Raw genomic sequence first — 22,730 nt, 5'->3', positions numbered from 1 at the left:
GACGACGGACGGGCGGCCGATCGGGCCGCGATCCTCTCATGCGGAGCGCCTGCGATGTCCCTGCCCTGCTTTCCCACCACCGCGTTTGGCGCCGCTCGCCGGCCCGTCGCGGACCGGACCCCGCCGCTGCGGCTCGACCAGGGCCGCGGGTCCGTCCGGCGGTTCCTGATCGCGCTGGCGACGCTGTTCGTGGTGCTGGCCTCGAGCTTCGGCGGCCTGCTCGCCATGGCCGCCGGCGGCCGCGCCGCGGAGAGCGCGGCCGTCTCGCCCATGACGGCGCGGGCCGGCGCGTTGCTGCTGAAGGGTGCGACGCCGGGCGCCTATGTCGAAGCCCCCGCGGTGCGCGCGGACTACGACGTGACGGTCAGCGGCCCGACCCAGCGCACGCGGGTGACGCAAGCCTTCGTCAACCCCGGCTCGGGCTGGATCGAGGGCGTCTATGTCTTCCCGCTGCCGGAGAACGGCGCGGTGGACGCCATGCGGATGGTCGTCGGCGGCCGCGTGGTCGTGGCGGAGATCAAGGAGCGCGCCGCGGCCAAGGCCGCCTACGAGCAGGCCAGGCGCGCGGGCCAGGCCGCGGCGCTGACCGAGCAGGAGCGGCCGAACATGTTCACCAACTCCGTCGCGAACATCGGGCCGGGCGAGACCGTGGTGGTGCAGATCGAGTACCAGGCGCCGGTGCGCCGCGACGGCGACGTGTCCTCGCTGCGCATCCCGCTGGTCGTCGCGCCGCGCTACGTTCCGGCGGCGGCGGCGCGGGTCGAGACCGTCTCCGACGCCGCCCCGTCCGACGCGCCGCGCGGCGGCGATCCCGTTCCGGACCGCGACCGCGTCACGCCGCCCGTGCTCGACCCGGCGACGTCCGCGCCGACGAACCCGGTGACGATCACGGTGCGGCTTCAGGCGGGCTTTCCCGTGGCGACCATCGAAAGCGCGCACCACGCCGTCCGCACCGAGGCCCCCGCCCCCGACCAGCGCGTGGTGACGCTGGACGGCCCCGTCGCCGCCGACCGCGACTTCGAGCTGAGCTGGACGGCGACGCCAGCCGCGGCGCCCTCCGTCGGCCTGTTCCGCGAGCGCGTCGGCGACGCCGACTACCTGCTGGCCTACGTCACGCCCCCTGCGGCGAAGGCGGCGCCGGTCGATACGCCGCGCGAGGCGGTGTTCGTCATCGACAACTCCGGCTCCATGGGCGGCCCGTCGATGGCGCAGGCCAAGGCCAGCCTCGCCTTCGCCCTCCGTCGGCTGAAGCCGGCCGACCGGTTCAACGTGATCCGCTTCGACGACACCATGGACACGCTGTTCGCCGACGCGCTGCCCGCGACCGAGGCCAACGTGGCGCGGGCGCTCCGCTTCGTGGAGGCGCTGCAGGCGCAGGGCGGCACGGAGATGCTGCCGGCGCTGAAGGCTGCGCTCAACGATCCCCGCCCCGCCGACGAGCGCTTCCTGCGCCAGATCGTGTTCCTGACCGACGGCGCCGTGGCCGACGAACAGCGCATGTTCGACGCCATCGCCGCCGGCCGCGGCCGCAGCCGCCTGTTCATGGTCGGCATCGGCTCGGCCCCCAACAGCCACCTGATGAGCCGCGCCGCAGAACTCGGCCGCGGGACCTTCACCCACATCGGCTCGGCCGCGCAGGTCGAGGAGAACATGCGCGCCCTGTTCGGCAAGCTCGAGAGCCCGGCCGTCACCAACCTCTCGCTCGCGATCCCCGGCGGCGCGGCCGACATGACGCCGGCGATCGTCCCGGACCTCTACCGCGGTGAACCGCTGGTGGTGGCCCTGCGCCTGCCGCGCGCCGAGGGCGCGGTGGAGATCCGCGGGACGATCGGCGACCAGCCGTGGCGCGAGACGCTGAACCTCGCGGACGCGACGCCGGGCGCCGGCGTCTCCAAGCTCTGGGCGCGGCGCAAGATCGACGACGCCGAGATCGCCCGTACGACGGCCACGCTGACGCCGGACCAGGCCGACGCCGCCATCCTGCGGCTGGCGCTCGAGCACCATCTCGTCACCCGTCTCACGAGCCTTGTGGCCGTGGACGCCACCCCGCGCCGCTCCGCCGACGCGCCGCTCGACCGCGCCGACGTTCCGCTCAACCTGCCGGCCGGCTGGGACTTCGAGAAGGTGTTCGGGTCGCGCGCGCCGGCCGCCCCCCTGCGCCGCGCCGATCTCGGCGACCCCGTCGCCGTCGCCGCCGCGCGGGAGGTCTCCCTGCCGCAGACGGCGACCGACGCGGAGTTGCGTCTGCTCGCGGGCCTCGGGCTGCTCGGCGCCGCCCTCCTGGTCGCCGTCGCCCGCCGGCGGGAGCGGCGCGCGTGACCCGGCGGCGGCTCTCGCTCAGGACGGCGCTCGTCGCCGTCCTGACGCTCGCAGGCCTGACGCTCGCGGCGCAGGGGCTGTGGATCCCCGCGAAGGCGGCGCTGGCGCAGGTCCTGCTCGACCGCGCCTTCGCCCGCACGCTGAGCGAAGGCCGGCCCGAAAAGGCCTGGAGCTGGGCGGACACCTGGCCGGTGGCGCGCATCTCCGTCCCACGGCTCGGCCGCAGCGCCGTGGCGCTGTCGGGCGTGAGCGGCGAGGCGCTGGCGTTCGGTCCGGGCTGGGCGCCCGGCACGCCCGAGGCCGGCGACGACGGCGTCGCCGTCTACGCCGCCCACCGCGACACCCATTTCGCGTTCCTGGCCGACCTCGTGGTCGGCGACCTGATCGAGGTGACGCGGCGCGACGGCCGGACGGCGCGGTTCCGGATGACGGGCGCCCGCGTCGCGCTGTGGGACCGATCCGGGATCGACCCGCACGCCGCCGGCCGCGGGCTGGCGCTGGCGACCTGCTGGCCCTTCGGCGCGCGCACCTCGGGACCGCTGCGCTACGTCGTCGAGGCGACGGCGGTGGAGGAGGACGCAGCCGTTACGGCCTCGGCGGAACGCCGCCCATGAGCGCGGCGCCTTACCCCGCGAGCGCCGCGGCGATGGCCGCGAGGCCGTCCGTGAGCGCCGCGGGACCCGGCTGGAGGATCAGCGGCGACTTGATCTCGACGATGCGGCCGTCGCGCACCGCGGGGATCGCGTCCCAGCCGGGACGCGCGCGGATCTTCGCGGGTGAGACCTTCTTCCCGCACCACGAGGCGAGGATCACGTCCGGGGCGGCGGCGATCACCGCCTCGGACGAGACGATCCGGTCCTTCGCCGCGGCGTTGCGCGCGAGGGCCGCGAACACGTCGTCGCCGCCGGCGACCTCCACCAGCTCGGACACCCAGCCGATGCCGCTGATCATCGGCTCGTCCCACTCCTCGAAATAGACTTTTGGCCGCGCTCGGCCCCCGACGGCGGCCCGCCGCGCCGCGAGGTCCGCGGCGTAGCCCTCCGCAAGCCGCTCGGCCCTGTCGGCGGCTCCGACGAGCGCGCCGACGCAGCGGATCATGGCGAGGACGCCCGCGACGTCCCGATGGTTGAAGCCGTGGACGGCGACGCCAGCCCGCAGGAGCTCCGCCACGATCTCCGCCTGCAGGTCGGAGAATGCGAACACGAGGTCGGGCGCGAGGGCGAGGATCTTCGGGATGTCGGCGGAGGTGAAAGCCGAGACGCGCGGTTTCTCACGCCGCACCTGCGGAGGGCGGACGGCGTAGCCGGAGACCCCGACGATCCGCCTGTCCTCCCCAAGCAGGTAGAGCGTCTCCACCGTCTCCTCGGTCAGGCAGACGATCCGCTCCGGCGGGAAACAGCGCATCTCGTCGCCTCCAGGTTCGCGGCGCTTCGGGACGTGCGGCCAGACCTAGCGGAACCGCCCTGGCGGGACCAGCGGCGGGCCTGCCGGCGACTGATCCGTCGCCCGGCCCCAGCCGTAGGCTTGGAAGCTCCCCTTCCCCCCGCCCGCGGAGTCCGATGCCCTCCTCCGGAAAGCCCTCGTCCTGCGCGCTCGTGTGGTTCCGCGAGGATTTGCGCCTCGCCGACAATCCCGCGCTCCACGCCGCCCTGGACTCGGGCAAGCCGGCGCTCGGCCTCTATGTCTTCGACGACGCCACGCACGGACCTCGGCCGCTCGGCGGCGCCTCGCGCTGGTGGCTGGCGCAATCGCTGCGCGCGCTTGCGAGGGACTGCGCGGCGATCGGCTTTCCCTTCGTGATCCGACGGGGCAAGACGGCCGAGGTCGTGCCCGCCGCCGTCGAGGAGACCGGGGCCGACATGGTGCTGTGGAACCGGCGCTACGTCGCGTCGGAGAACCAGATCGACGCGGCGCTCAAGGAACGCCTTCGCAAGGACGGCCGCGAGGTCGAGAGCTTCAACGCGCGCCTGATGTTCGAGCCCTGGGAGGTCACGTCCAAGGCCGGCGAGCCCCTCAAGGTCTACTCGCCGTTCTGGCGCGCCTGCATGGCGCGGGGCGAACCGCGCCCGCCGCTGCCAAGGCCACGCAAGGGCAAGATCGCCGCGGCGCCGGCGCTGAAGGGCCTGACGGTCGACGACCTCGACCTGGAGCCGACGACGCCCGACTGGGCCGGCGGGCTGCGGGAGGCCTGGACGCCGGGGGAGACCGGCGCGCGCGCGGCGCTGACGGATTTCATCGACCACGGCCTGCGCGGCTACGCGGATGGCCGCGACCGGCCGGACCAGCCGCACGTGTCGCGGATGTCGCCGCACCTGCGGTTCGGCGAGGTGAGCCCCTATCAGCTGTGGCACGCGGTCGAGCGGGCGAAAGCCGAGGGCGACGCGACGGCGACGGACGTCGAGAAGTTTCGCTCGGAGCTCGGGTGGCGGGAGTTCTCGTATCACCTGCTCCACGGCAACCCAGACCTCGCCACCAAGAACTTTAACGCGCGGTTCGACGCCTTCCCCTGGAAAACCCCGGACTCTGCGCATCGGAAGGCCTGGCGAAAGGGCCTCACAGGTTTTCCGATCGTCGACGCCGGTATGCGGCAGCTCTGGACGACGGGCTGGATGCACAACCGGGTGCGGATGATCTGCGCCTCGTTCCTGATCAAGGACCTGATGATCGACTGGCGCGAGGGCGAGGACTGGTTCTGGGACACGCTGGTCGACGCCGACCCGGCGAACAATTCCGCGAGTTGGCAGTGGGTGGCGGGATCCGGCGCCGACGCCGCGCCGTACTTCAGGGTGTTCAACCCCTCGCTTCAGGGGAAAAAGTTCGACCCGCAGGGAGACTACGTGCGCGCCTTCGTTCCCGAGTTGAAGGACGTCCCCGCGAAGCACATCCACGAGCCGTGGGACGCCCCGCGCGAGGTTCTCGAGCGCGCCGGAGTGACCCTGGGCGAGACCTACCCACGGCGCATCGTCGACCATCACGCCGCCCGCGACGCCGCGCTGAAAGCCTTCGGCCGGATCAAAGACCGATGACGACGTCCCGCCTGCGCATCGCCGTCGTCGGCGCCGGCATCTCCGGCGCCGGCGCCGCCTTCGCGCTCCACCCCCACCATGACGTCACCGTCTACGAGCGCGAGCCGCGTCCGGGCGGGCACAGCCACACGGTGGACGTGGACTACGACGGCGTGCGGATCGCCGTCGACACCGGGTTCATCGTCTACAACGGCCTGAACTACCCCAACCTCACCGCCTTGTTCGACCATCTCGGCGTCGCCACCAAGGCGACCGAGATGAGCTTCGGGCTGTCGCTGGACCGGGGCGCCTTCGAGTGGTCGGGCAAGACGCTGAGCGCACTGTTCGCCCAGCGCCGGAACCTGGTCGCGCCGTCCTATCTCTGGATGCTGCGCGAGGTGGTGCGGTTCAACAGGCTCTGCGTCGCCGACAAGGCGGCCGGCGCGCTGGTCGGCCTCAGCCTCGGCGACTGGCTGGACAAGCGCCGCTTCGCCCGCCGTTTCCGCGAGGACTACCTCGCCCCCATGGCGGCCGCGATCTGGTCGACGCCCGCGGCGCACGTGTTGGACTTCCCCGCGGAGAGCTTCGTCGCCTTCTTCGCCAACCACCGGCTGATCAACTACGAGCGTCCGATCTGGCGGACGGTCGAAGGCGGCAGCCGGTCCTACGTCGAGAAGCTCAACGCGCCCTTTCGCGATCGGCTGCGCCTCGGCGCGCCCGTGGCGTCGATCGCCCGCGACGACCTCGGCGTCACCGTGACGGACGCCGCCGACCGGGCCGAGCGGTTCGACCAGGTGGTCCTGGGGTCGCACACCGACGAGTCGCTCAGGCTGTTGACCGACGCCAGCGACGCCGAGCGCGCGGTGCTCGGCGCGATCCGGTATCGCCCCAACGACGTGTGGCTGCACAGGGATGCGCGCCTGATGCCGCGGCGCAAGGCGGTGTGGTCGGCCTGGAACTACCTCGGCAGCCGGACCGATCCCGCCGTCGCCGCCCGCGACGTCGCGGTGACCTACTGGATGAACGAGCTGCAGGGCATCGATCCCGAACGTCCGCTGTTCGTGACGCTGAACCCGCCGTTCGAGCCCGACCCGGCGCTGACCTTCGCCCGCTTCCGCTACGACCATCCACAGTACGACGCCGAGGCGCTCGCCGCCCAGCGGCGGTTGCCCGAGATCCAGGGCAAGCGTCGGACGTGGTTCTGCGGCGCGTGGACCGGCTACGGCTTCCACGAAGACGGCTTGTCATCAGGCCTCGCCGTGGCGGAAGCTCTCGGAGCCGCGCCGCCGTGGCGCGCAGCCAGCTTCGCCGAGGCCGCGGAGTGACGGGATACGAGGCGCCCACCTTCCGGCCGCCGGAGGCCGCCGCGTCGCTCTACCCGGGCGAGGTGATGCACGCGCGCCTGAAGCCGTTTGTTAACCGGTTTGTTTACCGGGTGTTCGCCTTGTTGATCGATCTGGACCGGCTTGAGGTCGCTTGCCGCGCCGCGCGCCTGTTCTCCGTCGGGCGGTTCAATCTCGCGAGCTTCCACGAGTCCGACCACGGGCCGGCCGACGGCTCCTCGCTGTCGGCCCATGTCCGCGGCCTGCTGGCGCGGGCCGGACAGGACCCGGAGGGCGGCCGCGTGCTGCTGCTCTGCTACCCCCGCATCCTCGGCTACGTGTTCAATCCCTTGAGCGTGTATTGGCGCTACGACGACGCAGGCGCCCTCACCGCCGTCGTCTACGAGGTCACCAACACCTTCGGCGAGCGCCACGCCTACGTCGCCCCGGTCAAGGACGGCGAGCTCACCGAAGCCGGACTCCGGCAGGAGCGGGACAAGCTGTTCTACGTCTCGCCCTTCCTCGAGACCGCGATGCGCTACGCCTTCCGCATCCGCCCTCCGACCGACAGCGTGCGGCTGCGCATCCTCGAGAGCGACGCCGAAGGGCCGATCCTCGCCGCCACCTTCGCCGGCGAGCGCCGGGCGCTCACTGACCGCGCGCTGCTGCGTCTCTGCAGCGCCATGCCGTTGATGACCCTCAAGGTTTTTGCCGGCATTCACTGGGAGGCGTTGAAGCTCTGGATCAAGGGCGCGCGCCTCGTGGACCATGACCCGCCCCCTTCTCCTGCGAGCCACGACGCTCCAGGCCCCATACGCCACGGGCGTGGGGCTCGCCGCCCTCAAGACCGCGCCATGGCGCCGACCGTCCGGGAAACGACCGCGCCATGACCGCCGCCCCGATGTCTCAGAGCCCCGCCAGCTTCCCCGCGCGCCTGCCGGAGCCTGCGCCGCCCGCCGCGCCGTTGCGCGTGACGCTCGACAACGTCGCGGAGGCCGCGCGGGGCCTGCCGCTGGAGGTCCGCATCGCGCTGCAGGTCGCGGCGCGCATCGCCCGCGGCCGTCTGTCCGTGACTTTCCCCGACGGCCGCACTCTGGTGTTCGACGGGGTCGAGCCGGGGCCCGACGCAACGCTCGTCGTGCGCGATCTCGGCTTCGCCCGCCGCATCCTGAAGGGCGGCGACATCGGCGTCGCCGACGGCTTTCTCAACGGCGAGTGGGACAGCCCGGACGTCACCGCCTTCCTCGAGCTGTTCTGCGTCAACGTGGACCACGTTTCGCAGCATCTGATGATGAAGCCGCTCTACCGCGCGCTTCAGAACGTCCGACACTGGCTGAACCGGAACACCCGGAAGGGCGCGCGACGAAACATCGAAGCGCATTACGATCTCGGAAACCGCTTCTACGAGCAGTGGCTCGACCCGACGATGACCTACTCCTCCGCGATCTTCGACGGCGGGGCGCAGGACCTCGGGGCGGCGCAGCGGCGCAAGTACGAGACCTTGGCGTGCTCCATCGGCGCGAAGCCGGACGACCATATCCTCGAGATCGGCTGCGGCTGGGGCGGCTTCGCGGAGTACGCCGCCACCGAAATCGGCTGCAAGGTGACCGGCCTCACCATCAGCCCGGCGCAGCTCGATTACGCCCGTAAGCGGATGTTCGAGGCAGGCCTCTCCGAGCGGGTCGAGCTCAAGCTGCAGGACTACCGCGACGAGCGCGGCTCCTACGACGGCGTCGCCTCGATCGAAATGTTCGAGGCGGTCGGCGAACGCTGGTGGCCGACTTATTTCTCGCAGGTCCGCGACCGGCTGAAGCCCGGCGCCGCCGCCGGCATCCAGGTCATCACCATCCAGGACCGGCTCTTCGACGCCTACCGCCGCGAGACCGACTTCATACAGCGCTACGTCTTCCCCGGTGGCATGCTTCCGTCGCCTACAGTTCTGCGCGATGTCGCCAAGGCCGCGGGCCTCGCGGTCGCGGCCGAGAAGATCTTCGGGGTCGACTACGCGCAGACGCTGGTGGAGTGGCGCAAGAGCTTCCGTGCGGCCTGGCCGACCATCCAGCCTCTCGGCTTCGACGAACGCTTCCGCAGGCTGTGGGAGTACTACCTCGCCTACTGCGAGGCCGGGTTCCGCTCCGGCAACATCGACGTGCGCCAGGTGGTGTTCGCACGGGCATGAGAACCGGCCGCGAACTCTCGCTCGCAGCCCTCGTCGCCTACGCCCTCCCCGCGATCCCCTTCGCGGCGCTCACCCTGCCGCTCTACATCGTCGTGCCGAGCTACTACGCGGAAGGCCTCGGCCTGCCGCTTGCGGCCGTCGGCAACGCCCTGCTGGCCGTCCGGCTGATCGACGCGATCGCGGACCCCGCCGTCGGCGTCGTCGCGGACCGCTGGCGTCCGCGGTTCGGCCGGCGCCGTCTCTGGTTCGCGGCCGCGATGCTGCCGACCGCGATCGCGTCGTGGATGATCTTTACGCCCGAGCACGGCGACGGGATCGGCTACCTGCTGCTTTGGGGCGCGGCGCTGTCGATCGCCTGGACCGCGGCTCTGGTGCCCTACAACGCCTGGGGCGCGGAGCTCTCCACGTCCTACGCCGGCCGTAGCCGGATCGCCGCATGGCGCGAGAGCGCGGCGCTTGTCGGCACGCTGATCGCGCTGTCGCTGCAGGCGGTCATCCCCGCGATGACCGGTGGCGGGCAGGCCGAGGTGCTGGCCTCCTACGCCGTGTTCGTCGGCCTCGGCCTTCCGCTGCTCGCCCTCGGGACGCTCACGCTGACGCCCGAACCTGTCGACGCCTCACGGCGGCGCCTGGGCTTTCGCGAAGGTCTCGCGGCCATGAAGGCGAACACCGCCTTCGCCCGGCTGTTAATCGCATTTTTCGTCAACGGCTTCGCGAACGGGCTGCCCGCGACCCTGTTCCTGTTCTTCGTCGGCGAACGCCTGGGCGCGCCGGATCTCGCGGGACCGTTCCTCGTCGCCTACTTCGCGGCCGGGGTGCTCGGCGTGCCGCTCTGGCTCTGGTTGGCGCGGCGGACCTCGAAGCACCGCGCCTGGTGCCTCGCCATGCTGCTTGCGTCCGCGGTGTTCCTGCTCGCGCCGCTGCTCGGCCCCGGCGACGTCGTCCTGTTCGGCGTCGTGTGCCTGATCACGGGAGCGGCCGTCGGCGCCGACCTTGCGCTGCCGCCCTCGATCCAGGCGGACGTGATCGACGTCGACACCGCCGCATCGGGCGAGCAGCGCAGCGGGCTTTATCTGGCCGCCTGGGGGCTCGCGACCAAGCTGGCGCTCGCGGCCGCCGTCGGCCTCGCCTTCCCTGTGCTCGCCGCGACCGGTTTCGACCCTGCGGCTGGATTGCGCGAACCGCTCGGGCTCACGACCCTCGCCTGGCTCTACGGTGGCCTCCCCGTCGCGCTGAAGCTGCTTGCGGTCGGATTGATGTGGAATTTTCCGCTCGACGAAGCCTCGCAGAAGGAGCTTCGCGCCCGCATCGAGGCGGCAGCGTAGCGTCCCGCCGTTCAGTCCGTCTTCTTGTCCCAGCCCGTCGCCTTGGTCACCAGCCAGAAATAGGCGGGATAGGGCAGCAGCTTGAGAACTTTCAGCACGTAGGTGAAGCGCTTCGGGAAGGTGATTTCGAAACCGCCGCGCTCGATGCCGGCGACGATGCGCTTCGCCGCGTCGTCGACGGCCAGCAGCGCTGGCATCCTGAAGTCGTTCTGCTTGGTCGCCGGCGTGTCGACGAAGCCCGGGTTCACCACCTGGATGGCGACCCCGACCCTGTCGAGATCGAACTTCAGGCTTTCCGCGAGATTGTTCAGCGCCGCCTTGGTGGCGCCGTAGGCGGCGGAGCTGGGCAGGCCGGCGTAGCCCGTCACGGAGGCCACCAGCACGATCTTGCCGCCCCGTCGCGCGGTCATCGCCGGAAGCACCGCGGCGAGGCAACCGACCGTGCCCTTCAGGTTGACGTCGCAGGTCTTGTAGAAGGCGTCGGCGTCGAAAGGGACGGCCCGAACGGGGATGAAGAGGCCGGCGTTCAGCACGGCGAGATCGATCGTCCCAAGCTCGGCCGCAATACGCGCCGCCAAGGGCGTCAGGCTCTCCGGATCGGACAGGTCGCCAGGATAGGCCGCGACACGACCGCCGAACCCTGCGGCCTCCGCCGCGAGGCTCGCAAGTTCGTCCTCGCGGCGGGCGGTCGCGGCGACCACGACGCCCGACCGGGCGAGCTCGAGAGCGACGGCGCGTCCGATGCCGGAGCTCGCGCCGGTCACCCAGGCGACCGCGACGCCCTTCACTTGCCGAACAGTTTCTGCAGGACGCTCCACACGGCCCCGGTCATCTTCAGCGGCGCATCGGTCACGGCGAAGCAAACGCAGTCCTCGTCCCGGCTGGTCGTCGGCCTATGCTCGACGAAGCCGTCGGCCAGCGCGACGTCGCCGCGACGATAGAGATCGCGCTCGTCGTGGAATGCGCCCCGCAGCACCAGGGTCGCTTCGGACCCGGCGTGGGTGTGCTTCGGCATCCGGCTACCGGCCGAGATGTGGTAGAACACCGCCTCGACGCCGCCTTTGTCGTAGACCTTGCACTCCTTCAGTCCCGGCAGCTTTCGCTTCCACGGCAGCTGGTCGAGCGGCTTGCCGACAAGACGGAAGAGCGGCGACGGAAGCTCCGGATCATGCTGCGCCGGACGGCCGGTCCCATAGTAGCCGCCGGCGTAGATCGCGGAGAGCACATGGTCGCGCGGTACGCGCTGCGGCAACGGCGCGTCGATGCGATCGAGCGCCGCGCCGGCTTCCGCCTCGAGGGCCCGAACGAAGCCGCGGTTCTCATCCGACAGCATGAGATGGGCGGTAATGAGCGCATGCATGTGCGGCTCCAGCGCCCCCGCCACATACCCAGCGAGCACCGCGTCGATCGGTCGGGAGGCGTCTTCCGGCGTTGGGCTGAAAGGCGAAGCCACGTGAAACGAACCTCGGTGAACCGCTCGGGGTCGGGACGGACCAGCCCACGGCGTCCAGTTGGTTACGCGCGGCCTGTCCTGATGGATTATCGTTTCCCCGCGCCTTTCGCCACAGGGCGTCGGAGCTGGGGCGGCCGCGCTTTTCAAGCCGACGCCGCCAGACTACGGTGCCGCCCTCGCGATTAATCTATCGAATGAGGTTGTTCATGACCATCCGCAGCGGTCTGGTCGACGCCATCGGGCGGACGCCGCTCATCCGTCTGCGCCAGGCCTCCGAGCTGACGGGCTGCGCCATTCTCGGCAAGGCGGAGTTCATGAACCCCGGCCAATCGGTGAAGGACCGCGCCGCGCTCTGGATCATCGAGGACGCGGTCAGGCGCGGCGAGCTGAAGCCCGGCGGCGTCATCGTGGAGGGCACGGCCGGCAACACCGGCATCGGGCTCGCGCTGGTCGCGAACGCGCTCGGCTACCGCACTGTGATCGTCATTCCGGACACCCAGTCCGACGAGAAGAAGCAGATGCTCCGGCTCGCCGGCGCGGAGCTCGTGGAGGTGCCGGCCGTTCCCTACAAAGATCCGAACAACTACGTGAAGCTTTCTGGCCGACTGGCCGAGGAACTGGCGAAGACGGAGCCGAACGGCGCGATCTGGGCGAACCAGTTCGACAACGTGGCGAACCGGCAGGCGCACATCGACGGGACCGGCCCTGAGATCTGGAACGACCTCGACGGCAAGGTGGACGGATTCGTCTCCGCGGTCGGCACCGGCGGCACGCTCGCCGGCACGGGCATGGCGCTGAAGGCGCGGTCGAAGGACGTCAAGATCGCCCTCGCCGACCCGCCCGGCGCCGCGCTCTACAGCTACTACACCACCGGCGAACTGAAGGCCGAGGGCTCCTCGATCACCGAGGGCATCGGCCAGGGCCGCATCACGGCCAATCTCGAGGACGCGCCGGTCGACTTCGCCTACCGGATCCCGGACGCGGAAGCCGTGCAGATCGCCTTCGACCTGCTGGAGCACGAGGGGCTGTGCCTCGGCGGCTCGTCCGGCGTCAACGTCGCTGGCGCGATCCGGCTGGCGCGGGAGCTCGGCCCCGGCCACACCATCGTGACGATCCTCTGCGACTACGGCACGCGCTATCAATCCAAGCTGTTCAACCCGGAGTTCCTGCGCTCGAAGGCGCTGCCGGCGCCGGCCTGGCTCGAGAAGCCGGGCACGGTCGATCTCAGGAAGGTGATGCAGTGACCAACCCCAACCTCGTCTCCACCGAATGGCTGGCCGAGCGTCTCGGCGACCCGACGGTCATCCCCGTCGACGGCTCCTGGTACCTGCCCGCGGCGAACCGCGAGGGACCGAGCGAGTTTCTCGAGGCCCACATCCCCGGCGCCGTGTTCTTCGACATCAACGTCGTGGCGGACACGTCCACCGACCTGCCGCACATGCTGCCCACGCCGGACGTCTTTGCCGAGGCGGTGGGCAAGCTCGGGATCGGCGACGGCGCGACGATCGTCGCTTACGACGGCGCGGGCCTGTTCGCGGCGGCCCGCGTGTGGTGGACGTTCAAGGCGTTCGGCGTGAAGGACGTCTACGTGCTCGACGGCGGCCTGCCGAAATGGAAGGCCGAAGAGCGCCTGCTCGAAAGCGGCGCCTCGACCCGCGGGCCGGCCAGCTTCACCCCGCGCTTCGACCCCGCCGTCGTGAAGAGCGGAGATCAGGTGGCCGAGGGCGTGGACGCCGGCCTGTTCCAGGTGATCGACGCCCGCCCCGCCCCCCGCTTCCGCGGCGAGGCGCCCGAGCCGCGCCCGGGCCTCGCGCTCGGCCACATTCCAGGCTCGCTCAACGTACCGTTCGACCAGGTGGTGAAGGACGGCCGGCTCGCCGAGGAGGCGGAGCTGCGCGCTGCGTTCGAAGCCGCCGGCGTCGACGTGGCCGGCCCGATCGTCACCAGCTGCGGGTCAGGCGTCTCCGCCGCGATCCTGGCGCTGGCGCTGGAGGGCGTGGGCTCGAAGGCCGAGGGGATCTACGATGGCTCGTGGGCCGAGTGGGGCGCCGGCGGCCGCCCCGTGGAGACGGGGCCGGCGAAGCCGAAGGCGTAGCGTTCGTCATCCCGGACGGCCAGAGGCCGACCCGGGATCGGCAGCAGAATGAAGTTCGTCATGGTCCGGCTTGAACGGGCCATCCATGTCCGACGTCGAGCCTGACGTCCGACATGGGTCGGTCACGCCGGAGGACGACGAGCCCTCTTAGTCAGCCCGCGCGCCTAAGCCTTAGAGGCCCCATCACACCAGCCGGCTCTGCGCCAGCGCGGCCGTAACAAACGACGCGAACAGCGGGTGCGGCTCGAAGGGGCGCGACTTGAGCTCGGGGTGGAACTGGACGCCCACGAACCACGGGTGGTCCTCGTACTCCACGATCTCCGGGAGCAGCCCGTCCGGGGACATGCCGGAGAACACCAGCCCGTTCGCTTCCAGCCGCTCGCGGTAGGCGGTGTTGACCTCGTAGCGGTGGCGGTGGCGCTCGGAGATGTCCTCGGAGCCGTAGATCTCCGCCACCTTTGAGCCGTGCTTCAGCCGGGCGTCGTAGGCGCCGAGGCGCATGGTGCCGCCGAGGTCGCCGTCGGCGCGGCGGGCCTCCAGCGCGTTGCCGCGGGTCCACTCGGTCATCAGGCCGACGAGCGGCTCGGTCGTGGGGCCGAACTCGGTGGAGTTGGCGTCCGGAATCCCCGCGAGGTTCCGCGCGGCCTCGATCACCGCCATCTGCATGCCGAAGCAGATGCCGAGATACGGCACTTTGCGCTCGCGCGCGAAGGTCGCCGCGCGGATCTTGCCCTCGGCGCCGCGCTGGCCGAAGCCGCCGGGCACCAGAATGCCGTGGACGTGCTCCAGGAACGGCGCCGGGTCCTCGTTCTCGAAAATCTCGCTCTCGATCCAGTCGAGGTTGACCTTCACGGTGTTGGCGATGCCGCCGTGGGCCAGCGCCTCGGACAGCGACTTGTAGGCGTCCTTCAGCCCCGTGTACTTGCCGACGATCGCGATCGTCACCTCGCCCTCGGGGTTCGTGACCCTCTGGGTGACGTTCCGCCAGCGGTTCAGGTCCGGCGCCTTGCCCGGCTCGATCCCGAAGGCCGCCAGAACCTCGGTGTCGAGGCCTTCGCGGTGATAGGCCTCCGGCACGGCGTAGATCGTGTCGACGTCGCGGGCCTCGATCACGGCGCTCTCGCGCACGTTGCAGAACAGGCCAAGCTTGCGGCGCTCCTCCGGCGGAATCGGCCGGTCGCAGCGGCAGAGCAGAATGTCGGGCTGGATGCCGATCGAGCGCAGCTCCTTCACCGAATGCTGGGTCGGCTTGGTCTTGAGCTCGCCCGCGCTCGGGATCCACGGCAGCAGCGTGAGGTGGATGTAGATCGCGTCGCCGCGCGGAAGGTCGTTGCCGAGCTGGCGGATCGCCTCGAAGAACGGCAGGCCCTCGATGTCGCCGACGGTGCCGCCGATCTCCACCAGCACGAAGTCGAAGGCCTCGTTGCCGTCGCGGACGAAGTGCTTGATGGCGTCGGTGACGTGCGGGATCACCTGCACCGTGCCGCCGAGGTAGTCGCCGCGGCGCTCCTTGGCGATGATGTCCTGGTAGATCCGCCCGGTGGTGATGTTGTCCTTCTTCGACGCGGGAATGCCGGTAAAGCGCTCGTAGTGGCCGAGGTCGAGGTCGGTCTCGGCGCCGTCGTCGGTGACGAACACCTCACCGTGCTGGGTCGGGCTCATCGTGCCGGGATCGACGTTGAGATAGGGGTCGAGCTTGCGCAGCCGCACCGAATAGCCGCGCGCCTGGAGCAGCGAGCCGAGCGCCGCGGAGGCGAGGCCCTTTCCGAGCGAGGACACCACGCCGCCGGTGATGAAGACGTATCGGGCCATCGCTCTCTTTCGCTCGCATCCCAAAGGGCCGCGCGCGTCGCGACCCGTCAGGCCTAACCGGCCGCGTCCGATTCGGGGAGGCGGCGGGCCAGTTGTTCACACCACGAAACAACGCGTCCGCCGGCCCGGCCTTGAGGGGGTCGGGTCGATGAGCGGGCGATCGCTGTTGTCTGGACGCTCCTGTTACATCGGGCGCCCCCCGAGGGGAAGCGTCTCGCGCATGGCAGCGGGGCCGCCATGCGCAGGACGTGGTCTTTGGGTGTCAGTGCGCGAGCACCGCGAGCAGCAGCAGCGCCACGATGTTGGTGATCTTGATCATCGGGTTCACCGCGGGGCCCGCCGTGTCCTTGTAGGGGTCGCCCACCGTGTCGCCGGTCACCGCGGCCTTGTGGGCGTCGGAGCCCTTGCCGCCGTGGTGGCCGTCCTCGATGTATTTCTTGGCGTTGTCCCAGGCGCCGCCGCCAGACGTCATCGAGAGCGCGACGAACAGGCCGGTCACGATCACGCCGAGCAGCATCGCGCCCACCGCCGAGAAGGCCTCGCTCTTGCCCGCGACGCCCAGCACCACGAAGTAGGCGACGATCGGCGACAGAACCGGCAGCAGCGAGGGGACGATCATCTCCCGGATCGCCGCGCGGGTTAGCAGGTCCACGGCGCGACCGTAGTCCGGCCGGTCGGCGCCGGTCATGATGCCCGGCTTCTCCCGGAACTGCCGCCGCACCTCCTCGACGATCGCGCTGGCGGCCCGGCCCACAGCCGTCATCCCCATGGCGCCGAACAGGAACGGCAGCATGCCGCCGAACAGCAGGCCCACGACGACGTAGGGGTTGGTAAGCGCGAAATCGAGTTTTACGCCTTCGAAATAAGGGTATTGCGCGCTGTTTTGGATGAAGTGGTTGAGGTCTGAGGTGTAGGCCGCGAACAGCACCAGCGCGCCGAGGCCGGCCGAGCCGATCGCGTAGCCCTTGGTCACCGCCTTGGTGGTGTTGCCCACGGCGTCCAGCGCGTCGGTGGCGTGGCGCACCTCCGCCGGCAGGCCCGCCATCTCGGCGATGCCGCCGGCGTTGTCGGTGACGGGTCCGAAGGCGTCGAGCGCCACCACGAAGCCGGCCAGCGCCAGCATGGCGGTGACTGCGATCGCGATGCCGAACAGCCCCGCGAGCGCGTTGGTCGAGATGATGCCGGCGATGATCACCAGCGCCGGCAGCGCCGTCGCCTCGAGCGAGATGGCGAGGCCTTGGATGACGTTGGTGCCGTGACCGGTGACGGAGGCCGCGGCGATCGACTTCACCGGACGGAAGTTGGTGCCGGTGTAGTACTCGGTGATGACGATGATGAGGCCCGTGATGACGAGGCCGATCACCGCGCAGAGATAGAGGCTCCAGCCGGTGAAGGTGACGCCCGTCGTCGTGGTGTAGGACGTCGAGAACCCGACCAGCAGGCCGGTGACGATCGCGATGCCCACCAGCGAAAACGCCGCCGCCGCGCCGAAGCCGCGGTAGAGCGCGCCCATGATCGACTGGCTCGCCGGCAGCTTCACGAAGAAGGTGCCCGCGATCGAGGTGACGATGCAGATCGCGCAGATCGCGAGCGGGTAGAGGATCAGGCTGGGCAGCGCGGCGTTGCCGGCGAAGAAGATCGCGGCGAGCACCATGGTGGCGACCACGGTCACCGCATAGGTCTCGAACAGGTCCGCCGCCATGCCGGCGCAGTCGCCGACGTTGTCGCCCACGTTGTCGGCGATGGTCGCGGGGTTGCGCGGGTCGTCCTCGGGAATGCCGGCCTCGACCTTGCCGACGAGGTCGCCGCCGACGTCCGCGCCCTTGGTGAAGATGCCGCCGCCGAGGCGGGCGAAGATCGAGATCAGCGAGGCGCCGAAGCCCAGCGCCACCAGCGCGTCGACCACCACGCGGTCCTCCAGCGTGTGGCCGAGGATCCCGGTCAGCACCGCGTAGTAGCCGGCGACGCCGAGCAGCGCGAGGCCCGCCACCAGCATGCCGGTGACGGCGCCGGAGGTGAAGGCGATGTCGAGCCCCGCCGCAAGCGATTTGGAGGCCGCCTGGGCGGTGCGCACGTTGGCCCGCACCGAGACGTTCATGCCGATGAAGCCGGCCGCCGCCGACAGAACCGCGCCGATCAGAAAGCCGATGGCGACCGTCACCGAGAGGAAGATCGCGACAGCTACGAAGATCACGAGCCCGACGACGCCGATGGTGGCGTATTGCCGGCGAAGATAGGCCTGCGCGCCCTCGGCGATCGCCCCTGCGATCTCCTGCATCCGCGCGTTGCCGGCGTCCGCCGCCACAACGGACCGAATGGCCCATACGCCGTAGACGACGGACAGCAAACCTAAGACGATTATCAACAAAAGCGCCATCGAAGCCGTTCCTTGGATTGCGTTTCCTCGTGAAGGCGGAACGGCGTGGACGTTCGGCGATCATGCGCCGCGCCCGTTTTTGCTTGTCGTTTTCGACGCCCGCTCCGCCTGACCGATCGGTCGACGAGAAAGCTGCCAGAAGGGGGCGCCCCGCGCAACGCGCCGGTGCGCTGCTCCCCTTCGCGGACGATAGCGCATAGCGGGTCGGCTGTGCGGGTGGCGGATGGAGGGCGTCCCGGACGACCCCTCACCCTTACCCTCTCCCGCAGGGGGAGAGGGGGACCGCGGCGTCCCGTAACATCTCACGCGTACAGCCAAGCTCCCCCGTCGAAGCGGGGCGCTCTTCCCTTCTCTCCTTGCGGGAGAAGGTGGCGCGGAGCGCCGGATGAGGGGTCGTCCGGGACATCCTCACCAGAGGCGACCCCGGCCTGGGCGATCCTCGCCTTTCGGCCCGTTGCGCTCGTCGGCGCGCGCGCCGAAAGTGCCGGCGAGAATCTCAACGCGGGCGGGACGTTCCGCGGCGAACAGGGAGTAAGCGGCGTGAAATTCCATGTGGTGGCGGCGACCGCGTCGCTCGGCGGCCTCCTGTTCGGCTACGACACCGGCGTGATCTCGGGCGCCCTGCCCTTCATCCGCGACCTGTTCCAGCTCTCGGAAGCCATGCAAGGCTTCGTGGTCTCGATCGCGCTGCTGGGAGCGGCCGTGGGAGCCGCGACCGCAGGCTCGCTCGCCGACGCCTACGGCCGGCGCAAGGTGATCCTCGTCGTCGCGGTGCTGTTCGTGGTGGGCGCGCTCGTCTGCGCGGCGGCGCACGAGGTCGTCACGCTGCTGATCGGCCGCGCCATCCTGGGCGTGGCGATCGGCGTCGCCTCGATGCTGACCCCGCTCTACCTCGCCGAGATGGCCCCCGCCGAGAAGCGCGGCGGCGTGGTCTCGCTGAACCAGATGTGCATCACCCTCGGCATCCTGCTGTCCTACATCGTCGCCTACCTGCTGTCGGAGGTCGACGGCGGCTGGCGCTGGATGCTGGCGGTCGGCTGCCTGCCGGGGATCGTGCTCGGGATCGGCATGCTGACGCTGCCCGAAAGCCCCCGCTGGCTGGCCGGCCAGGGCCGCCACGACGAGGCCGCCGACGCGCTCTCCCGCCTGCGCGACGACGGCGACGTCACGGCCGAGCTGAACCAGTTGCGCACCGACCTGAAGGCCCGCGACGGCCAGATCGCCCCGTGGTCGGCGCTGCTCGCGCCCCGCGTGCGCATTCCGCTGATCGTCGGCGTCGGGCTTGCGATCTTCCAGCAGGTCACCGGCATCAACACGGTGATCTATTACGCCCCGATCATCTTCGAGAAGGCCGGCATGGCCTCGACCTCGGCCGCGATCCTCGCGACCGCGGGCGTCGGCGTGGTCAACGTCGTCATGACCTACGTAGCCCTGAAGCTGCTCGACACCGCGGGGCGGCGGAAGCTGCTGATCGTCGGTCTCGCCGGTATGGCCGCGATGCTCGCAATCCTCACGGCCGGGTTCGCGGTCGGCACGGAAGGCGCGCTGGCCTGGATTGCGACGCTGTCGGTCGCGGCCTATGTCGGCTTCTTCGCGATCGGGCTTGGGCCGGTGTTCTGGCTGCTGATCTCGGAGATCTTCCCGCTCGCCGTCCGCGGTCGCGCCATGAGCGTCGCGACGGTCGCGAACTGGGGCTCCAACCTGATCGTCAGCCAGGTGTTTCTCATGTTGATCGCGGGCCTTGGCTCGGCGACGACCTTCGGCGTGTTCGCGGTCATGAGCGTCGGCGCGCTGCTTTTCACCATCGCGCTGGTGCCGGAGACCAAGGGCCGGACGCTGGAGGAGATCGAGGCGGGCTTCGCGGGCGACGCCGTCAAGGCATGAGCGTCGAGGGCCTCCCCCGAAGCGGCGCGGCGTCCCATATGAGCTGCAGATCTCGCTGCAAACGGTGACGCCATGACCGCACGCCTTCTGCTCATCGCCGCCGGGCTTCTCGCGCTCGGCGGCTGCGCGGCGGCCCCGAAGGAGCTGGCCGCAGCCGACAGCGCCAAATGCCGGGAGTACGGTATGCGCCCAGGCACCGATGCGTTCGCAAACTGCCGGATGACGCTCGACGTCGAACGCCGGCGGGCGCGCGATCGACCGATCTATGTGCCGATCGACGGCTACGGCCCGCTTGGGCCCGGCGGCTATGGGCGGTTCTGACGTTGTTGCGCGGCGCAGACTGAAGGCGGAGCCAGACTCCGCTAAGCCCACGATCAAACCCGGACGTTCGCCGTGGCGTGCGTCCTACGATTGACGCCGATCAAACGAAAAAGCCCCGGCGCTTGCGCCGGGGCTTTCGAATCACACGATGCGACCGAGGCGTCAGCGGGCGGCCGTCGAACCTTCGTCGATGCGGGTCGCGGCGTAGGCGATCGCCTTCTGGTAGACGCTCGCCTTGTTCCACTCCGACAGCACGGCGAAGTTGGCCGAGCCTTCTTCCCAGCCGCCGCCGGCGCGCCAGCCCTTCTGCTTCAGGTAGTTGCCGATCGACGCGATGGTGTCGGCCGACGAGCGGACCATGTCCGCGCGGCCGTCGCCGTCGCCGTCCACGGCGTACTTGAGATAGGACGACGGCAGGAACTGCGCCTGCCCGATCTCGCCGTGTTCTGCGCCGCGCATCTCCGCCATGGTCAGATCGCCGCGGTCGACGAGGGTCATGGCCGCGATCAACTCGCCCTGGAACATGTCCGTGCGGCGGCAGTCATAGGCGAGCGTGGCGAGGCCGTTGAAGACGTTCTTGGTGCCCTGGATCGCGCCGAAGGCCGTCTCCATGCCCCAGATCGTCGCGATGATCGGCGCCGGCACGCCGTAGCGGGCCTCGACGCGGTCGAACAGCGCCTTGTTCTTCTGGATGCGCGAGCGCGCCTGGCTGATCAGCGAAGCGGGCGCGCGCTTGGCGATGAACTGCTCCAGCGTGAGCTTGAACGGCCGCTGGGTGCGATCGTAGGCGATCAGGCGGCGGTCGTAGGAGACGCCCGCCAGCGCCGCGCTCGCGGTGCGCTGGGAAATGCCGCGCGAGACCGCCTCAGCCTGGAAGTTCTGGACCCAGGCGTCGAAGCCTGCGCCGTCGTTGCCGCCGCACTGCGCCGCAGACGCCGTCCCTACGGACAACGCGGCGCCTAGGCTGATCAAGCCGGCGCTAAGAAGCTTCGTGGTGATGCGCATGTCGTCTCCGCCGCGTCTGATGTTTGTTCATGACGTCTACGGGACCCGACACGACGCCAACGCCGACATCAAGTCGGCTCCGGCGGCATTTTGATGGTCGAAGCTTGCGATTCAATTGCGGCGGGCCGTGATGGCCGATCACACGTTGCGCGGCGGCAACACGTTGCCGTCAGAAATGGCTGAAGCTCTCGTCTCCGAGCATGACCGGCCGGCCGTGGCGCTCCACGCCGACGCCCTCGCCCTCGATCAGCACGCCGATGTCCGTCACGCGCACGCCCGCCGCAGCCGCCTCCGACTCGAACGCCTCGGCGTCCTCCGGTTCGATCGCGACGAGGATTTCGTAGTCGTCGCCGCCGGTGAGCGCCGTCGCGAAGGCGGCGGGATCCACGCGGGTCGCGCGGAACGCCGCCGCCGACAGCGGCACCCGGCCGGCGTCGATCACGGCGCCGACCTTCGAGGCGGCGGCGAGCTTGCCCAGGTCGCCGACCAGACCGTCTGAGACGTCCATCGACGCGGTGGCGTAGGTCGCGACCACGCCGGCCAGCGCGAGCCGAGGCTCCGGCAGCAGGTAGCGGTCGAGCAGCGTCTCCTTCTCGGCGCGCCGCAGATCCCAGAGCGCCGCCAGGCGCTCGTCGAGCCTCAGCTTCAACCCGAGCGCCGCGTCGCCGATCGTGCCGGACACGTAGAGCCGCTGCCCCGGCGCCGCCCCCGTGCGACGCGGAGCCTGACCCTCCGGGGCGTGACCGAAGGCGGTGATCGACACCATCAGCGGCCCCGGCGTCCGCACCGTGTCGCCGCCGAGCAGCGACAGGCCGAACTCCTCCTGGTCGATGGCGAGACCTTCGACAAAGCCCTCCAGCCAGTCCGTCTCCCAGTCGTCGGGAAGCGCCAGCGTTACGAGATAGCCGGCGGGCTGCGCGCCCTTGGCGGCGAGATCGGAGAGGTTCACCCGCAGCGCCTTGCGGGCGATGGCGTCCGGCGGGTCATCGGGAAAGAAGTGCACGCCCGCGACGATCGCGTCGACGGTGACGACCAGATCCTTGCCGAAGGCGGGCGGGATGGTGGCGGCGTCGTCCAGCAGCAGGGCGGCGCCCGGGGCGGTGGCCAGCGGCCGGAAGAACCGCGCGATCAGGCCGGCCTCGTCGGGGCGTCCGCGGCGTCCGGTCACGCCAGCGCCGGCTTCGCGCCGTATACCCGGTCGGCGCGCTGTTCGAACGCCTCGGCGTAGCGGCGGAACACGCGCTCGAAAGCGGCGCCGACGAGCATCGACAGGGTGCGGCTGCGGAGCTCCCAGTCGATGAAGAACCGGACCTCGCAACCGCCCGACTCCAGCGGCTCGAACGACCAGCGATTCTCGAGCCGGCTGAACGGGCCGTCGAGATACTCCACGAGGATCGAGCGCTTCTCCCGGTCGAGGGTCACCCGGCTTGTGAAGGTCTCGCGGAAGATCTTGTAGGCGACCGTCATGTCGGCGACGAGCACCGGCCGCTGGTCACGCTCTTCGCGACGGCGGATCTTCAGCGCCTCGCAAAGCGGCAGGAACAGTGGATACTTCTCCACGTCCGCGACGAGATCGAACATCTCCTCGGCGGAATGAGGAACCCGGCGGGACGTGCGGAAGCTCGGCATATGT

Annotated in this window: 19 protein-coding genes; 11 read left to right on the top strand and 8 right to left on the bottom strand. The window is 70.4% G+C overall.

Going from position 1 to position 22,730, the window contains the following annotated elements:
* The first annotated feature begins 54 nt into the window (after nucleotides 1–54).
* Nucleotides 55–2,319 carry a marine proteobacterial sortase target protein gene (locus JOD31_RS17155; protein WP_204951650.1) on the top strand — a complete coding sequence of 755 codons (2,265 nt, stop codon included), beginning with the start codon at nucleotides 55–57 and terminating at the stop codon, nucleotides 2,317–2,319.
* Nucleotides 2,316–2,933: a class GN sortase gene (locus JOD31_RS17150; RefSeq protein ID WP_204951649.1), complete on the top strand. Its 618-nt coding sequence runs from the start codon at nucleotides 2,316–2,318 to the stop codon at nucleotides 2,931–2,933. Before JOD31_RS17155 ends, JOD31_RS17150 begins: the two co-directional genes overlap by 4 nt.
* 10 nt (nucleotides 2,934–2,943) lie before the next feature.
* On the opposite strand, the gene JOD31_RS17145 is transcribed toward JOD31_RS17150, so the two are convergent.
* Nucleotides 2,944–3,723, bottom strand: a complete 780-nt coding sequence (locus JOD31_RS17145; protein WP_204951648.1) for a cobalamin-binding protein — start codon at nucleotides 3,721–3,723, stop codon at nucleotides 2,944–2,946.
* Nucleotides 3,724–3,878: 155 nt separating this feature from the next.
* Here JOD31_RS17145 and JOD31_RS17140 point away from each other — a divergent pair, with 155 nt between their 5' ends.
* Genes JOD31_RS17140 through JOD31_RS17120 form a run of 5 tightly spaced genes read left to right on the top strand, consistent with a single transcriptional unit; the run spans nucleotide 3,879 to nucleotide 10,150 of the window.
* Nucleotides 3,879–5,345 carry a cryptochrome/photolyase family protein gene (locus JOD31_RS17140; RefSeq protein WP_204951647.1) on the top strand — a complete coding sequence of 489 codons (1,467 nt, stop codon included), beginning with the start codon at nucleotides 3,879–3,881 and terminating at the stop codon, nucleotides 5,343–5,345.
* An 11-nt stretch (nucleotides 5,346–5,356) separates the two neighbouring features.
* On the top strand, nucleotides 5,357–6,649 hold the full coding sequence (locus JOD31_RS17135) for an NAD(P)/FAD-dependent oxidoreductase (RefSeq protein WP_204951818.1): 1,293 nt from the start codon (nucleotides 5,357–5,359) through the stop codon (nucleotides 6,647–6,649).
* Complete coding sequence (locus JOD31_RS17130; protein WP_271206215.1) at nucleotides 6,646–7,536, top strand: DUF1365 domain-containing protein; 891 nt, start codon at nucleotides 6,646–6,648, stop codon at nucleotides 7,534–7,536. The genes JOD31_RS17135 and JOD31_RS17130 overlap by 4 nt, the downstream gene beginning before the upstream one ends.
* Complete coding sequence (locus JOD31_RS17125) at nucleotides 7,533–8,825, top strand: SAM-dependent methyltransferase (RefSeq protein ID WP_246482563.1); 1,293 nt, start codon at nucleotides 7,533–7,535, stop codon at nucleotides 8,823–8,825. The genes JOD31_RS17130 and JOD31_RS17125 overlap by 4 nt, the downstream gene beginning before the upstream one ends.
* Nucleotides 8,822–10,150: an MFS transporter gene (locus tag JOD31_RS17120; RefSeq protein ID WP_204951645.1), complete on the top strand. Its 1,329-nt coding sequence runs from the start codon at nucleotides 8,822–8,824 to the stop codon at nucleotides 10,148–10,150. The genes JOD31_RS17125 and JOD31_RS17120 overlap by 4 nt, the downstream gene beginning before the upstream one ends.
* Nucleotides 10,151–10,161: 11 nt before the next feature.
* Here JOD31_RS17120 and JOD31_RS17115 read toward each other — a convergent pair whose 3' ends face one another.
* Both JOD31_RS17115 and JOD31_RS17110 read right to left on the bottom strand, forming a co-directional pair.
* A complete protein-coding gene (locus JOD31_RS17115; protein WP_204951644.1) occupies nucleotides 10,162–10,938 on the bottom strand; it encodes an SDR family NAD(P)-dependent oxidoreductase in 777 nt (258 codons plus the stop codon).
* Complete coding sequence (locus tag JOD31_RS17110; protein ID WP_204951643.1) at nucleotides 10,935–11,603, bottom strand: ChrR family anti-sigma-E factor; 669 nt, start codon at nucleotides 11,601–11,603, stop codon at nucleotides 10,935–10,937. The genes JOD31_RS17115 and JOD31_RS17110 overlap by 4 nt, the downstream gene beginning before the upstream one ends.
* Before the next feature lie 206 nt (nucleotides 11,604–11,809).
* Between JOD31_RS17110 and JOD31_RS17105 the strand changes: the two genes are divergently transcribed.
* Together JOD31_RS17105 and sseA are read left to right on the top strand one after the other, a co-directional pair.
* Complete coding sequence (locus JOD31_RS17105) at nucleotides 11,810–12,847, top strand: cysteine synthase A (RefSeq protein ID WP_204951642.1); 1,038 nt, start codon at nucleotides 11,810–11,812, stop codon at nucleotides 12,845–12,847.
* Entirely contained in the window at nucleotides 12,844–13,698 is an 855-nt protein-coding gene (gene sseA / locus JOD31_RS17100) for a 3-mercaptopyruvate sulfurtransferase (protein WP_204951641.1), read from the top strand. The genes JOD31_RS17105 and sseA overlap by 4 nt, the downstream gene beginning before the upstream one ends.
* Nucleotides 13,699–13,881: 183 nt before the next feature.
* Here the strand turns inward: sseA and pyrG are convergent, their stop codons facing one another.
* Both pyrG and JOD31_RS17090 read right to left on the bottom strand, forming a co-directional pair.
* The gene (gene pyrG, locus JOD31_RS17095) at nucleotides 13,882–15,510 is read right to left on the bottom strand and encodes a CTP synthase (RefSeq protein ID WP_204951640.1); all 1,629 of its coding nucleotides are present in this window, start codon (nucleotides 15,508–15,510) and stop codon (nucleotides 13,882–13,884) included.
* A 262-nt stretch (nucleotides 15,511–15,772) separates the two neighbouring features.
* Nucleotides 15,773–17,887, bottom strand: a complete 2,115-nt coding sequence (locus JOD31_RS17090; protein ID WP_204951639.1) for a sodium-translocating pyrophosphatase — start codon at nucleotides 17,885–17,887, stop codon at nucleotides 15,773–15,775.
* Nucleotides 17,888–18,427: 540 nt separating this feature from the next.
* Between JOD31_RS17090 and JOD31_RS17085 the strand changes: the two genes are divergently transcribed.
* Both JOD31_RS17085 and JOD31_RS17080 read left to right on the top strand, forming a co-directional pair.
* Nucleotides 18,428–19,771, top strand: a complete 1,344-nt coding sequence (locus JOD31_RS17085) for a sugar porter family MFS transporter (protein ID WP_204951638.1) — start codon at nucleotides 18,428–18,430, stop codon at nucleotides 19,769–19,771.
* Nucleotides 19,772–19,843: 72 nt separating this feature from the next.
* On the top strand, nucleotides 19,844–20,092 hold the full coding sequence (locus JOD31_RS17080) for a hypothetical protein (protein WP_204951637.1): 249 nt from the start codon (nucleotides 19,844–19,846) through the stop codon (nucleotides 20,090–20,092).
* A gap of 162 nt (nucleotides 20,093–20,254) precedes the next feature.
* Here JOD31_RS17080 and JOD31_RS17075 read toward each other — a convergent pair whose 3' ends face one another.
* From JOD31_RS17075 to JOD31_RS17065, 3 genes are all read right to left on the bottom strand, one after another.
* Nucleotides 20,255–21,097 (bottom strand): lytic murein transglycosylase, encoded by an 843-nt coding sequence (locus JOD31_RS17075; RefSeq protein WP_204951636.1) that lies wholly within the window; start codon nucleotides 21,095–21,097, stop codon nucleotides 20,255–20,257.
* A gap of 169 nt (nucleotides 21,098–21,266) precedes the next feature.
* A complete protein-coding gene (gene thiL, locus JOD31_RS17070) occupies nucleotides 21,267–22,265 on the bottom strand; it encodes a thiamine-phosphate kinase (protein ID WP_204951635.1) in 999 nt (332 codons plus the stop codon).
* A complete protein-coding gene (locus JOD31_RS17065) occupies nucleotides 22,262–22,726 on the bottom strand; it encodes a type II toxin-antitoxin system RatA family toxin (protein WP_103119852.1) in 465 nt (154 codons plus the stop codon). Before JOD31_RS17065 ends, thiL begins: the two co-directional genes overlap by 4 nt.
* Nucleotides 22,727–22,730: the final 4 nt, after the last annotated feature.

It is taken from the genome of Methylopila capsulata (assembly GCF_016907975.1).
GTDB lineage: Bacteria > Pseudomonadota > Alphaproteobacteria > Rhizobiales > Methylopilaceae > Methylopila > Methylopila capsulata.
The sequence above is the reverse complement of the archived record's forward strand: the minus strand, read 5'-3'. Positions and strand labels throughout refer to the sequence as shown.

Coding starts and splice junctions, on each gene's coding strand:
- pyrG (WP_204951640.1), bottom strand. CDS start 15,510: ATGGCCCGATACGTCTTCATCACCGGCGGCGTGGTGTCCTCGCTCGGA.
- JOD31_RS17105 (WP_204951642.1), top strand. CDS start 11,810: ATGACCATCCGCAGCGGTCTGGTCGACGCCATCGGGCGGACGCCGCTC.
- JOD31_RS17155 (WP_204951650.1), top strand. CDS start 55: ATGTCCCTGCCCTGCTTTCCCACCACCGCGTTTGGCGCCGCTCGCCGG.
- JOD31_RS17145 (WP_204951648.1), bottom strand. CDS start 3,723: ATGCGCTGTTTCCCGCCGGAGCGGATCGTCTGCCTGACCGAGGAGACG.
- JOD31_RS17140 (WP_204951647.1), top strand. CDS start 3,879: ATGCCCTCCTCCGGAAAGCCCTCGTCCTGCGCGCTCGTGTGGTTCCGC.
- JOD31_RS17075 (WP_204951636.1), bottom strand. CDS start 21,097: ATGCGCATCACCACGAAGCTTCTTAGCGCCGGCTTGATCAGCCTAGGC.
- JOD31_RS17120 (WP_204951645.1), top strand. CDS start 8,822: ATGAGAACCGGCCGCGAACTCTCGCTCGCAGCCCTCGTCGCCTACGCC.
- JOD31_RS17080 (WP_204951637.1), top strand. CDS start 19,844: ATGACCGCACGCCTTCTGCTCATCGCCGCCGGGCTTCTCGCGCTCGGC.
- JOD31_RS17125 (WP_246482563.1), top strand. CDS start 7,533: ATGACCGCCGCCCCGATGTCTCAGAGCCCCGCCAGCTTCCCCGCGCGC.
- JOD31_RS17065 (WP_103119852.1), bottom strand. CDS start 22,726: ATGCCGAGCTTCCGCACGTCCCGCCGGGTTCCTCATTCCGCCGAGGAG.
- JOD31_RS17090 (WP_204951639.1), bottom strand. CDS start 17,887: ATGGCGCTTTTGTTGATAATCGTCTTAGGTTTGCTGTCCGTCGTCTAC.